Here is a 12,963-nt window from a genome sequence, read left to right as displayed (position 1 = left end):
AAACGACTCATAACTTATCACTTGCAACCCGTCGACTTATCCTCTTACCACCTCTTCAAAATCAGCTTCCAATTCCGTATCGCGTTCAAAATCCCAAAGGGTCAAGCTGCGGAGCTGATAGAAGTAATACCAATAGTAGTACAACTCTGAAATATGCTTTTGACGGGCTTCGTCCTTAGAGTTCTGTGCATCATTCAGGTCCAGTGTGCTGATTTTACCTATCATAAAGGTCTCCACACTGGTCTTGTAACGCTTCTCAGCAATGACATCCGCCTCTTCGGCTATGTCCAGCTGTTGCGCCTGGTTGTTGAAGTTAGCCACCAGCAAAAAGATGTCCTGGTTAAAGTCCATCTGTTCCTGACGGATTCTGGACAAGACCACTTCACGGTTGCTCTTTGCCACCCTTACCTTTCCACGGCGCTTGCCCCAGTCAAGGATAGGAATCTTGACGCCCACCTGCACAATCTGATTGTCAAGCAAGTCCCGGTAGGCTGAAGAGAATTCATGGTTCTGCCCCGTATAGCCCACACTGGCAAAGAGGTCGATGCTGCGCAGGTTTCCGCGTGCCGTTGCCACTTCATAATCAGCTTCGAGCTGGCGGCGACGGATGTTCTGTGCAAAGGAGTTGCGTTCCAGTGCCTTGTTCAGCACACGGTCATACTCCATCTTTATATCGGGAACAGTGGCGGGCAACACCGGGTTCAGGCTTTCCTGCTCGGACACCCCGAGGAAAGAACGGAGCTGGAACATTTTTGCATTCAGGTTGCTCTCTGCCTCAGTCACGTCGGCCTTGCCCTGCAATGAATTCAGTTTAAGCTGCAGCAAATCATTCTCGGATATCTGTCCCATCTTACGTTTGGCTATGGCCACTTCATAAAGGCGGTCGGCATTCACTTTGTTCTGCATGGCGGTAGCGAGCGATTCTTTGGCCAGCAACAGTTGAAAGAAATAAGTGATGGTTTTCATCGTCACCTCTTCCGTAGCTGAAATGAACTCGGCCTTTGCCTCGGCATAGCGTACGGGCTCTATACGGCGGTTCCACTTCAAAGTATTCACTCCGAAGACCGGCTGCGTCAACTCCAGGCTCACGGGGACTGACATGAACTGCTTCTCTCCCCCGGAGCCCAGCTGTTTGAGATAATCCAGCGAAGAAGCCAGTGACAGTTTACCCCCCGTAAACCAAATGTTCTGGTCTACCGAAAGCTGGCCGGACAGCCCCAGTGTATTGTTGCGGACAAAGCTATAGGAGCCGTCGGAATTCTGGTAGGTACTGTAGGACTTGTTATAGTTGGGCAGTGTACCGGTGAAATTCACTTCCGGCAACAAGTCCGCACGGAATGTACGGTATTCCCAATACGCGGTTTTCAATTCATTCAATGCCACGGCAGCATCCACAGACTGCGTGCGGGCCAGTACAATGGCCTCCGACAGCGTAATATTGCGTTCATGTCCCAAAGTATCATTCTGCGCCATGGTTGCCAACGGCATCAAAAAGCAAGCAGCAAGTAAAATATTCTTTTTCATGTTCAATCTTTAAAATTGTCGCAAACAGAAAAGCAAAGAGTGTGCCAAGTGGCCGGAAAGGTTCCATAGAGGGGTAAGTGTTCATTTTCGGACAGTGGGGATGTCCGTTAGCGAACGATATCTGCAATCCTGCCTACTCCTTGTCTGCTCCCTACCAAGTCCCTACCTGCTCCCTCTGCATATACAGGGAGAAAACAAAGAGAGAATAAGGAGAGAACCGGAAATTTCCCATTCAGGCGTCTTATTACAAATAATCACATTAATTAATTGATGAAAAATTTCTTTATTAAGGAAGAATTCTCTTTCTTTGTACTGCTTTATACCTTTATTAAAAAGGATACAATACTAACATTAATTTATATAGTTATGAAGATTTCACACATTGAGCATCTGGGCATTGCCGTTAAGAGCATTGAAGAAGCCCTTCCGTACTACGAAAACGTTTTAGGTTTGAAATGCTACAACATCGAAACCGTGGAAGATCAGAAAGTTAGAACCGCTTTCCTGAAAGTGGGTGATGTGAAAATTGAGTTACTGGAACCGACTTCTCCAGAAAGCACAATTGCCAAGTTCATCGAAAAGAACAACGGCAACGGTGGCATGCACCACCTTGCATTCGCCGTAGAAGACGGAGTGGCCGGTGCGCTTGCCGAAATCGAAGAGAAAGGTATCCGCCTTATAGACAAAGCTCCCCGCAAAGGTGCAGAAGGTCTGAACATTGCATTCCTGCATCCGAAGTCAACCCTCGGCGTTCTGACTGAACTTTGCGAGAAACCGGAATAAGCACGACCGTAAATCGTCCAACCATAAATTGTATAAACATTAAAAGAATATAAATTCATGAGTAATCAACTTGAAAAGATTAAAGAGCTTATAGACCGCCGCGCTGCAGCACGTCTCGGTGGTGGTGAAAAAGCGATTGCAAAGCAACACGAGAAGGGTAAATATACAGCTCGCGAGCGCATAGCCATGCTTCTCGACGAAGGCAGTTTCGAAGAAATGGACATGTTCGTAGAACATAGATGCACCAACTTCGGCATGGAAAAGAAACACTACCCCGGTGACGGTGTGGTAACCGGTTGCGGTACAATCGAAGGCCGTCTGGTTTATATCTTCGCACAGGACTTCACGGTTTCTGCCGGTTCACTGTCCGAAACCATGTCTCTGAAAATCTGTAAAATTATGGACCAAGCCATGAAAATGGGTGCTCCGTGTATCGGTATCAACGACTCGGGTGGCGCACGTATCCAGGAAGGTATCAATGCCTTGGCGGGTTACGCTGAAATCTTCCAGCGCAACATCCTTGCTTCGGGTGTCATTCCGCAGATTTCCGGTATTTTCGGTCCTTGTGCCGGTGGTGCCGTTTACTCTCCTGCATTGACAGACTTCACGCTGATGATGGAAGGTACATCCTACATGTTCCTTACCGGTCCGAAGGTAGTAAAGACTGTAACCGGCGAAGATGTAAGCCAGGAAAACCTGGGTGGCGCGAGCGTTCACTCCACCAAATCAGGTGTTACTCATTTCACTGCACAGACTGAAGAAGAAGGTCTTGCACTCATCCGCAAGCTCTTGAGTTACATTCCTCAAAACAATCTGGAAGAAGCTCCTTACATTGATTGCACAGACCCCATCGACCGTCTGGAAGACTCCCTGAACGAGATTATTCCCGACAATCCGAACAAGCCGTACGATATGTACGAAGTTATCGGTGCCATTGTGGACAACGGTGAGTTCCTCGAAATTCAGAAAGACTATTCAAAGAATATCATTATCGGTTTCGCACGCTTCAACGGCCAGTCCGTGGGTATCGTTGCCAACCAGCCGAAGTATCTGGCAGGTGTGCTCGACAGTAACGCATCCCGCAAGGGCGCACGCTTCGTCCGTTTCTGCGACGCCTTCAATATTCCTATCGTATCATTGGTAGACGTACCGGGATTCCTTCCGGGAACCGGTCAGGAGTACAACGGCGTCATCCTGCACGGTGCCAAGCTGCTGTATGCATACGGTGAAGCTACTGTACCCAAGGTTACCATCACACTGCGTAAGTCCTACGGTGGTTCGCACATCGTGATGAGCTGTAAGCAGCTGCGTGGCGACATGAACTACGCATGGCCTACTGCCGAAATCGCCGTAATGGGTGGCGCAGGTGCCGTAGAGGTATTGTATGCCCGCGAAGCCAAAGAGCAGGAAAATCCGGCTCAATTCCTGGCAGAGAAAGAAGCCGAATACACCAAACTGTTTGCCAATCCTTACAATGCAGCCAAGTATGGTTACATCGACGATGTAATCGAACCGCGCAACACACGTTTCCGCATCATCCGCGCCCTGCAGCAGCTGCAAACCAAGAAGTTGTCCAATCCGGCTAAGAAGCATGGTAATATTCCTTTGTAATCAGGCTTTTTACACTAAAACAAGAACGATTATGAATAAAACAAAAATCGGAATATTCCTTTCATTGATGCTGGTGTTAGGCTTCTGCTCTTCTTGCCAAGAACAGAAATCGAACAACAAATTGTTACTGAATGAAGTGCTGGTCAACAACGAAAGCAACTATCAGGATGACTACGGTATACATAGCGCATGGATTGAAATATTCAACAGATCATACGGCAGCGCCGACCTTGCAGGTTGCTATCTGAAATTCAGCAGCCAGCCGGGTGATACTACCAGTTATTTCATCCCCAAAGGTGATGTGCTGACACTGGTAAAACCACGTCAACATGCACTTTTCTGGGCAGATGGAGCTCCGAGACGCGGTACATTCCACACGAACTTTAAACTGGATGCCACAAACGCCAACTGGATTGGGCTGTATGATTCCGGCAAGAAATTGCTTGATCAAGTCATAGTGCCTGCCGGTACTTTAAAAGCCAACCAGTCGTATGCCCGTGTCAGCGATGCAGCCGACCAATGGGAAGTAAAGGGTGGAAGCGAAGATAAATATGTCACTCCGAGTACCAACAACAAGACCATCGACAGCAATGCCAAGATGGAAAAGTTTGAAGAGCACGACAGCATAGGTATCGGTATGGCCATTTCCGCCATGAGCGTCGTATTCTGCGGTTTGATTCTTCTTTATATCTCCTTCAAGATTATCGGTAAGGCATCTGTCAGCCTCAGCAAGCGTAATGCCATGAAAGCGAAAGGCATCACCGACAAGCAGGAAGCCAAAGAGAAGAAACTCGGCGAGGCCCCGGGAGAAGTATTCGCTGCCATTGCCATGGCTATGCACGAGATGCAAAGCGATGTACACGACGTGGAAGATACCATACTTACCATTACCCGTGTAAAACGTAGTTATTCACCGTGGAGTTCGAAGATTTATACGTTGCGTGAAACTCCCAGAAAGTAAAGTCACCTATAATAAGATAAAACGATGAAAGAATATAAATATAAGATTAACGGTAACGTATATAAGGTTGCCATTGGAGATATCGAAGATAATATCGCTCACGTAGAAGTGAACGGTACTCCCTACAAGGTTGAAATGGAGAAGGCGCCGAAAGTGGCTGTCAAACCAATAGTACGTCCTGCCTCCACTGCTCCGGCTGCTCCTACCACCCAGGTGGTTAAGCCGGCTGCTCCCTCTACTGGAAAATCCGGAGTGAAATCTCCGCTGCCCGGTGTCATCCTCGACATCAAAGTGAATGTTGGCGACACCGTGAAGAAAGGCCAGGTCATCATCATTCTGGAAGCCATGAAGATGGAGAATAACATCAATGCCGACAAAGACGGTAAGATTACTGCTATCAATGTTAATAAAGGAGACTCCGTTCTCGAAGGTACTGACCTCGTAATTATTGAATAATATGGGAGAATTTATCACATTCTTAGGAAACAACCTTGCCGACTTCTGGACTTATACGGGTTTTGCCAATGCAACGGTGGGACACGTGGTAATGCTCCTGGTAGGTTTGTTCTTCATATACTTGGCTGTAGCCAAGGAATTTGAGCCGATGTTGCTGATTCCTATAGGTTTCGGTATGCTTATCGGTAATATTCCCTTCAACATGGAGGCCGGACTGAAAGTCGGTATCTATGAAGAAGGTTCTGTACTAAACATTCTGTATCAGGGAGTGACATCCGGATGGTATCCACCACTCATTTTCCTGGGTATCGGTGCCATGACGGACTTCTCCGCCTTGATTTCGAACCCTAAGCTGATGCTTATCGGTGCGGCTGCACAATTCGGTATTTTCGGTGCATACATGATTGCCCTTGGATTGGGATTCGACCCCATGCAAGCCGGTGCAATCGGCATCATCGGTGGTGCCGATGGTCCGACCGCCATCTTCCTCTCGTCCAAACTGGCTCCTAACCTGATGGGTGCCATTGCGGTATCAGCCTATTCCTACATGGCGCTGGTACCGGTGATACAACCGCCCATCATGCGCCTGCTGACCAACAAGAAAGAACGCCTCATCCGTATGAAACCGCCGCGCGTGGTTTCTCATACAGAGAAAGTCATTTTCCCGATTGTAGGTTTGCTGCTCACTACCTTCTTGGTTCCGTCCGGTCTGCCCTTGCTGGGTATGCTGTTTTTCGGTAATCTGTTGAAGGAAAGTGGTGTGACACGTCGTTTGGCCAATACCGCCAGCGGTCCGTTGATTGATACTATCACCATTTTGCTGGGTCTGACAGTAGGTGCCTCCACACAAGCATCCGAGTTCCTGACATTGGATTCTATCTTGATATTCTTCCTCGGCGCATTGTCATTCATCATCGCTACTACGTCCGGTGTACTCTTCGTTAAGATTTTCAATATCTTCTTGAAGAAAGACAATAAGATTAATCCGTTGATTGGTAATGCAGGTGTATCTGCCGTACCCGACTCCGCACGTATCTCCCAAGTAGTAGGTCTGGAATACGACCCGACCAACTACTTGTTGATGCATGCCATGGGTCCGAACGTTGCCGGTGTAATCGGTTCTGCAGTAGCAGCCGGTATTTTGTTAGGATTCTTAATGTAATACTTCTTTCGCTCCATTCATTTGGAGTGGATTTTAACTGTTTATGTTTGAAGCCCCTTCGTGAGAAGGGGCTTTATTTGTTAATCTATCTAAACCCTCACTACGATTATTTCGTAAAAGCATTCTTTTTAGTAACTTGCAGTCAGTTTAATCATCATATTAAAGAGAGACTGTATGCGAAAACTTTTTATCACTCTATGCTTCAGCATCTGCTGTACACTTCTGACAGCACAGAACACCAACCCCATTCAGGAGGCAATGTCAAACTACGATTATGAAACAGCCTTAAAACTGATAGAACAAGAGGCTGCTCCCAGCCTCCCCCTGCTCTATCAAAAAGGGAAAGCATTGAAAGGACTGGGAAACAATCCGGAAGCCTTGAGCGTCTTTCAAGAAATTGTGACACAAGACTCGCTCAACCCACGTGCCTACATCGAAGCTGCCGAATGCTGCAAGTCGCTTGCCAAATATGGAGAAGCGCTGAATTACTATCAAGAAGCCCTCACCATCAATCCGGATAACAAATACGTCCGCCTCCAGTACATCGGCATGCTGATGAGTATGAAAAAACACCGCGAAGCACTAAAAGAAAGTAACCTGCTGGCAGAGCATGACAGCTCCGCTACGTGCTGCACCTCAGGGCAGAAAACATGATACATGTGTATGACAATACGGAGATAGAACGCATCATAGATGCCTATACCGACATACAGAGAAGATTCCCCAACGACTACCTGTCTGCCGCCAAACTGGGAAACATCTACGTTGCCGGACACCAATATGACGATGCTATCGAGGTGACAGAAAAATACCGCGGCATAGACTCCACCAACATCCTGGTGAACCGTGTCAATGCGCAAGCCTATTGCCTGAACAAAGATTACCCCAAAGCCATAGAGAGATATGAACAGCTACTGCAAGAACAAGACAGCAGTTTCCAAACCTGCTTCTATGCGGGCATCAGTTATTATGCTGTCGAAGACTTCTACACAGCGCACGATGTACTGGAACACGCCCTTAAAGATGACCAGTCCAATATAAATGTGCTCTACTACCTGGGACGCGCCTGCTCCAAGACCTCGTGGAAGGAAGAAGGCGTGGAATATCTGGAACAAGCCGTAAACCTGGCCATGCCCAGCGACAGTGTCATGTCCCGCTTATACGTAGGGCTTGTGGACTGCTATAAGATGGCACTCCAATATACAGACCAGGCAAACGCCCTCCTGACACAATACGAGAAATACGACCGGCAAAAACACAGACTGCTCTACGACACGGCCTTCGTTTATTATTACTATCTGAAAGATACATCCAAGGCAGAGCAATACCTAACGGCCTACCTGAAAACCCGTCCGAAAAACGGTAAGGACAAAGTGCAGGAAGTGGATGCGGACGGGGTTCCCATCATCGGAGAAGACAACCGGTACAATGCCGCCGAAAACTGGCTGAAGGACATCAGGGAAAAGCGCAAGAAAGAGGACTTCTTCAAGGGAAAGGTCGATACCGCCAGCGTAACCCCCATTAAATAGCCCCAATGAAAACGTTTGCATAATATAATAAGGTACAGTAACGGAGAAAGATTAACTTTCTCCGTTATTTGTTTTAAATTAGCGCAAAAATTAACCGTAAAGTTACTATCATGAAAAAAAGTTTTCTTAATCTTGGGAACACTCTTACTCTCCCTCAGTACGTATGCAGCTATGAATGTGAACAAAATCGACCCTCCGTTTTGGTACACCGGCATGCAGAACCCGGAACTCCAGCTGATGGTCTATGGCGAAGGCATCGGCAACGCGTCAGTATCCGTCAATTATCCCGGCGTCTCATTGAGCAGCACCGTCAAGCTGGAAAGCAACAACTACCTCCTGGTCTATCTGAAACTGGACAAGGATGTAAAACCCGGCAAATTCAACCTCACCTTCACCGAAGGAAAAAAGAAACTCGTAAAGGAATATGAACTAAAGGCGCGCAACAAGAAAGGTTGCGAACATAAAGGTTTCGACGCCTCCGACGCACTGTACCTGCTGATGCCCGACCGCTTTGCCAATGGCAACCCGGACAATGACCAGATTGCAGGCATGGCCGAGTACAAGGTAGACCGCAATGACCCCAATGCACGCCACGGCGGTGACCTTGCCGGCATCGAACAACACCTGGACTACTTCTCCGACCTCGGCGTCACAGCCTCTGGTTTACTCCGGTACTGGAAAACAACATGACCGGCGGTTCCTATCACGGCTATGCCACCACAGACTACTACAAGGTGGACCCACGCTTCGGCACCAACGAAGAATACAAGCAACTGATTGAAAAAGCCCATGCACGCGGCATCAAAATCGTAATGGACATGATTTTCAACCACTGCGGCGTAGAGCATGTATGGATTAAGGACATGCCCTCCAAAGACTGGTTCAACAACCCCGACCACGAGAATAACTTCGTGCAGACTTCCTTCAAACTGACCCCGCACGTAGACCCTTATACATCCCAATATGACTTCGACCAGATGAACGACGGATGGTTTGTTACCGCCATGCCCGACCTCAACCAGAAGAACCCTCACGTTTACCGCTACCTGGTACAGAACAGTTTCTGGTGGATTGAATTCGCCAACATCGACGGCATCCGCATGGACACTTACCCGTATGCCGACTATGATGCCATGAGCAACTGGATGAAAGAGCTCAACGAAGAATATCCCAACTACAACACCGTGGGCGAGACCTGGGTTACCGAACCCGCCTACACCGCCTGGTGGCAGAAGGATTCCAAGCTATCAGCCCCCAAGAACAGTAACCTCAAGACAGTTATGGACTTCAGCTTCTTCGACAAGATAAACACCGCCAAGAATGAACAGACCGAGACTTGGTTCAAGGGACTGGACCGCATATACAATAACTTCGTATACGACTTCCTCTACCCCAACCCCGCTTCCGTACTGGCATTCATCGAAAACCACGACACCGACCGCTTCCTGGGCGAAGGCGACAATCTGCCGATGCTGAAGCAAGCCTCTACCCTGCTGCTTACCACCCGCCGCATTCCGCAACTCTACTACGGAACGGAAGTCATGATGAATGGTGTGAAGAGCAAGAGCGATGGCTATGTACGCAAGGACTTCCCCGGCGGATGGAGCGGTGACGCAACAAACGCACTGACCCCAGCCGGACGTACCAAGATACAGAACGAGTGCTACGACTTCTACAAGACCATCCTGAACTGGCGTAAAGGAAACGATGTCATTGCCAAAGGCAGCATGGTGCAGTTCATGGTACAGAATGGTGTTTATGCCTACGCACGCCAGTACGAAGGCAAGACGGTATTCGTGATGCTGAACGGCACGGATGCGGAGACCACCGTTCCTTTGAAATTCTACAAGGAAATCCTGAAAGACAGCAAACAAGGAAAAGACATTCTGAGCGGAAAGACCGTCACCTTCGGTGAAGAGCTGAAGATGGGCCCCAGAGAATCATTAGTGATAGAATTATAACGCGCACTCCACACAGAGAGCTCATTCTTGCAAATCTCCCTCGCAGATAGCTGGCAGACACCTCTCCTGCCAGCCATCTGCAAGGGATTTTTAGTATGGAATAGGTGTCACGGGGATATGCCTTTCACCGGCCTTATAACAAATCAGCCCTTGCAACACCAATATTGCAAGGGCTGACACTATATTCGGATTATCTTGCGATTAGTCCAGTTGAGCCAACTTGTTCTCTGAACCAAGCACGTTGATGATTTTATGCTTGTACAGTTTCTCCATATTGTCACGAGCCGGGCCCAGATACTTACGCGGGTCGAATTCTGCCGGTTTTTCAGCAAATGTCTTGCGGATAGCAGCTGTCATAGCCAGACGTGAGTCAGAGTCGATGTTGATTTTGCAAACTGCAGACTTAGCAGCCTTACGCAACTGCTCTTCGGGGATACCAATAGCAGCTTCCAGCTTACCACCATACTTGTTGATAGTATCAACTTCTTCCTGAGGAACAGAAGAAGAACCGTGAAGAACGATGGGGAATCCCGGAAGTTCTCCATTACAGCATCCAGAACGGCAAATTCCAGAGGAGGAGGAACCAGACGACCGGTAGCAGGGTCAACGTGGCACTGTTCGGGTTTGAACTTGTATGCACCATGAGAAGTACCGATTGAGATAGCCAGTGAATCGCAACCTGTACGGGTAGCGAAGTCAATAACTTCTTCAGGATTAGTGTATGTATGGTGTTCTGCAGAAACTTCATCTTCTACACCTGCCAATACACCGAGTTCGCCTTCTACAGTTACGTCGAACTGATGAGCATAATCAACTACCTTCTTAGTCAGTGCAACGTTTTCTTCGTACGGAAGGTGTGAACCGTCAATCATTACTGAAGAGAAACCAGAGTCGATACAGCTCTTGCAAGTTTCGAATGTATCTCCGTGGTCGAGGTGAAGAACAATTTCAGGATGTTTGCAACCCAATTCCTTAGCGTACTCAACAGCACCCTGAGCCATGTAACGCAACAGCGTAGCGTTGGCATACTGACGGGCACCCTTAGATACCTGAAGAATAACCGGAGACTTTGTTTCAACTGCAGCCTTGATGATAGCCTGCATCTGTTCCATATTGTTGAAGTTGAATGCCGGAATAGCATATCCACCTTTGATAGCCTTAGCAAACATCTCTCTTGTGTTTACCAGTCCTAAATCTTTGTAATTAACCATTTTGTTTAAATTTTATTGTTAGTGAATTAAAATTCTTCGCAAAAGTAATCATAATCCTTTAAAGTAAAGAACTTGAGGGGAATAAAATATCCGGCTCATCCTATCAAATCCATTCTATTTTAAAGCTATTGGCTTCATTTAACAGATTATTGTAATCTCTATATTACAAACTCTTTGCATTTATCTCTGCCAGCCATACTTTTGCCATCTATACTCCTATCAACAAAAAAGCCGGAGACCATGTTTGCTCTCCGACGGCTGTTTACACATTATTATGTAATACTAAGAGCCTGTTTTGATTTTATTATAGTCGAACAGAATTGGTTTGCGAAAAAATACGGAGTAACTTACTTCTCCTCCTCCGGGGAGGTTGCTCTCCCCCGATAACGGGGGAGGTGGAGGGGGTGAGTACGTAGGGGGAGGTGGTAGCGATACACACTGTACTATTTTTCATCACTTTATGCTCCCTACCACCCCGCCCGTTGGGCACCCCTCCTCCCCAGAGGAGGGGAATTAAGATACTCGCTCTATTCGCTTTTCTTTTCGCAAATCAGTTCTGTTCGACTATAAAAAGTATTTTATGAGCTTTTTCTAAGTTTCTTTCTGGTCTTTTTTTTCTTTCACATTCGTCACATAGCCCGCTATGCTCCTCATGAGAAAGAAGAAAAATCCTCAAAAACAACTCTTAGAAAAAAGCTCCAAGAAAATTTAAACAGGCTCTAATTTTTCAGATAGATGATGGTCGGCAAATGGTCACTGTAACCGTTCAGCCAAGTCCTGCCCCCATGCGTACGCAAGGGGGAACCTTTGTATTTGCCATCCTGCTGAATCAGATAATCGCGGATGAAAACTTCATTGTGGTCATAGCGCAACCCTTTCTTTGCCTTCAGCAACGGTTTCGAAATGACAATCTGGTCAAACAAGTTCCACTTGCCCCGATAGAGCAATGTCCCCACTCCCTTGTCTTCCAGCGTCTCCCACCAGGGATTGTAGAATTCGCCTTTCTTCACCTGCTTCGGATATTTGCGTGCACCCAGCACCTCCATGCTTTCATCCATCGGGTCGTCATTCATATCCCCCATCACGATGAGCTTCAGCTTCTTGTCGCTACGCATCAGAGAGTCCTTCAAGGCCTTTACCTGCCTGGCTGCATGCACACGCACCGGTGACTTTGCCCCACGGGAGGGCCAGTGGTTCACTATCACGCAGACACGCTCTCCCGCCAGTTGTCCGTCCACAATCAGGAAGCCGCGCGTCAAGTGCACCGTATCCCCCTCAAAAGGAGTAGAAAGCACCAACTTTGAGCGGGTAACGCTGAACTGCTTCGGGTCGTACAGCAAGGCACAGTCTATACCCCGTCTGTCCGGTCCTTCATAATGCACGAACTCATAATTGGAAATGGCCGGCTGCTTCACGAGGTCTTCCAGCACCCGGCTGTTCTCTGCCTCTGCCACACCGATGAAGGCCGGACCTTCCGGCACTAAACTGCGCGAAAGGGAACCCAACACTTTGGAAAGGTTCTGCAGCTTGGACTCATACTTCTTTGCCGTCCACTGGTAACTGCCGTCGGGCAGGAACTCATGGTCATTCTTACCTGCATCATGAATCGTATCAAACAAGTTCTCAAGATTGTAGAACGCAACACTATACAGTTTCCGTTCCGCATTTTGTGCCCCCAGCGTTGCCACGCACAGCCAGAAAGAGCATAAGACAAGTAGTTTCCTCATAAATTCACAAGATTAAGTCCTGCAAAAATCAGAAATAA

Annotated in this window: 7 protein-coding genes and 3 pseudogenes; 7 read left to right on the top strand and 3 right to left on the bottom strand. The window is 47.7% G+C overall.

The features are described 5' to 3' along the window. Positions 1-36: 36 nt before the first annotated feature. Positions 37-1,524, bottom strand: a complete 1,488-nt coding sequence (locus JCM16496_RS01885) for a TolC family protein (RefSeq protein ID WP_025831934.1) — start codon at positions 1,522-1,524, stop codon at positions 37-39. A gap of 366 nt (positions 1,525-1,890) precedes the next feature. On the opposite strand from JCM16496_RS01885, the gene mce reads away from it, so the two are divergent. From mce to JCM16496_RS01850, 7 genes and pseudogenes are all read left to right on the top strand, one after another. Next, positions 1,891-2,307, top strand: a complete 417-nt coding sequence (mce, locus tag JCM16496_RS01880; protein ID WP_025831932.1) for a methylmalonyl-CoA epimerase — start codon at positions 1,891-1,893, stop codon at positions 2,305-2,307. 57 nt (positions 2,308-2,364) lie between these two features. Beyond that, on the top strand, positions 2,365-3,918 hold the full coding sequence (locus JCM16496_RS01875) for an acyl-CoA carboxylase subunit beta (RefSeq protein ID WP_025831930.1): 1,554 nt from the start codon (positions 2,365-2,367) through the stop codon (positions 3,916-3,918). 31 nt (positions 3,919-3,949) lie between these two features. Continuing rightward, the gene (locus tag JCM16496_RS01870; protein WP_025831928.1) at positions 3,950-4,879 is read left to right on the top strand and encodes an OadG family transporter subunit; all 930 of its coding nucleotides are present in this window, start codon (positions 3,950-3,952) and stop codon (positions 4,877-4,879) included. Positions 4,880-4,903: 24 nt separating this feature from the next. Further along, positions 4,904-5,335, top strand: a complete 432-nt coding sequence (locus JCM16496_RS01865; RefSeq protein WP_025831926.1) for an acetyl-CoA carboxylase biotin carboxyl carrier protein — start codon at positions 4,904-4,906, stop codon at positions 5,333-5,335. Position 5,336: 1 nt separating this feature from the next. Further along, positions 5,337-6,497: a sodium ion-translocating decarboxylase subunit beta gene (locus tag JCM16496_RS01860; protein WP_025831924.1), complete on the top strand. Its 1,161-nt coding sequence runs from the start codon at positions 5,337-5,339 to the stop codon at positions 6,495-6,497. Positions 6,498-6,671: 174 nt separating this feature from the next. Further along, positions 6,672-8,026, top strand: a pseudogene (locus JCM16496_RS01855) (tetratricopeptide repeat protein). Positions 8,027-8,197: 171 nt separating this feature from the next. Next, positions 8,198-9,987 (top strand): annotated as a pseudogene (locus JCM16496_RS01850) (glycoside hydrolase family 13 protein). Positions 9,988-10,188: 201 nt separating this feature from the next. On the opposite strand, the pseudogene JCM16496_RS01845 reads toward JCM16496_RS01850, so the two are convergent. Both JCM16496_RS01845 and JCM16496_RS01840 read right to left on the bottom strand, forming a co-directional pair. Continuing rightward, positions 10,189-11,198 (bottom strand): annotated as a pseudogene (locus tag JCM16496_RS01845) (class II fructose-bisphosphate aldolase). A 719-nt stretch (positions 11,199-11,917) separates the two neighbouring features. Next, positions 11,918-12,925: an endonuclease/exonuclease/phosphatase family protein gene (locus JCM16496_RS01840; RefSeq protein WP_025831922.1), complete on the bottom strand. Its 1,008-nt coding sequence runs from the start codon at positions 12,923-12,925 to the stop codon at positions 11,918-11,920. Between the last annotated feature and the right edge of the window lie 38 nt (positions 12,926-12,963).

Source organism: Bacteroides rodentium JCM 16496, from assembly GCF_000614125.1.
Taxonomy (GTDB): Bacteria; Bacteroidota; Bacteroidia; order Bacteroidales; family Bacteroidaceae; genus Bacteroides; species Bacteroides rodentium.
This window is presented reverse-complemented; position numbering and strand designations above follow the sequence as displayed.

Excerpts from the sequence above, each read along its gene's own strand:
- JCM16496_RS01875 (WP_025831930.1), top strand. The coding sequence starts at position 2,365 with ATGAGTAATCAACTTGAAAAGATTAAAGAGCTTATAGACCGCCGCGCT.
- JCM16496_RS01885 (WP_025831934.1), bottom strand. The coding sequence starts at position 1,524 with ATGAAAAAGAATATTTTACTTGCTGCTTGCTTTTTGATGCCGTTGGCA.
- JCM16496_RS01865 (WP_025831926.1), top strand. The coding sequence starts at position 4,904 with ATGAAAGAATATAAATATAAGATTAACGGTAACGTATATAAGGTTGCC.
- JCM16496_RS01870 (WP_025831928.1), top strand. The coding sequence starts at position 3,950 with ATGAATAAAACAAAAATCGGAATATTCCTTTCATTGATGCTGGTGTTA.
- JCM16496_RS01860 (WP_025831924.1), top strand. The coding sequence starts at position 5,337 with ATGGGAGAATTTATCACATTCTTAGGAAACAACCTTGCCGACTTCTGG.
- mce (WP_025831932.1), top strand. The coding sequence starts at position 1,891 with ATGAAGATTTCACACATTGAGCATCTGGGCATTGCCGTTAAGAGCATT.
- JCM16496_RS01840 (WP_025831922.1), bottom strand. The coding sequence starts at position 12,925 with ATGAGGAAACTACTTGTCTTATGCTCTTTCTGGCTGTGCGTGGCAACG.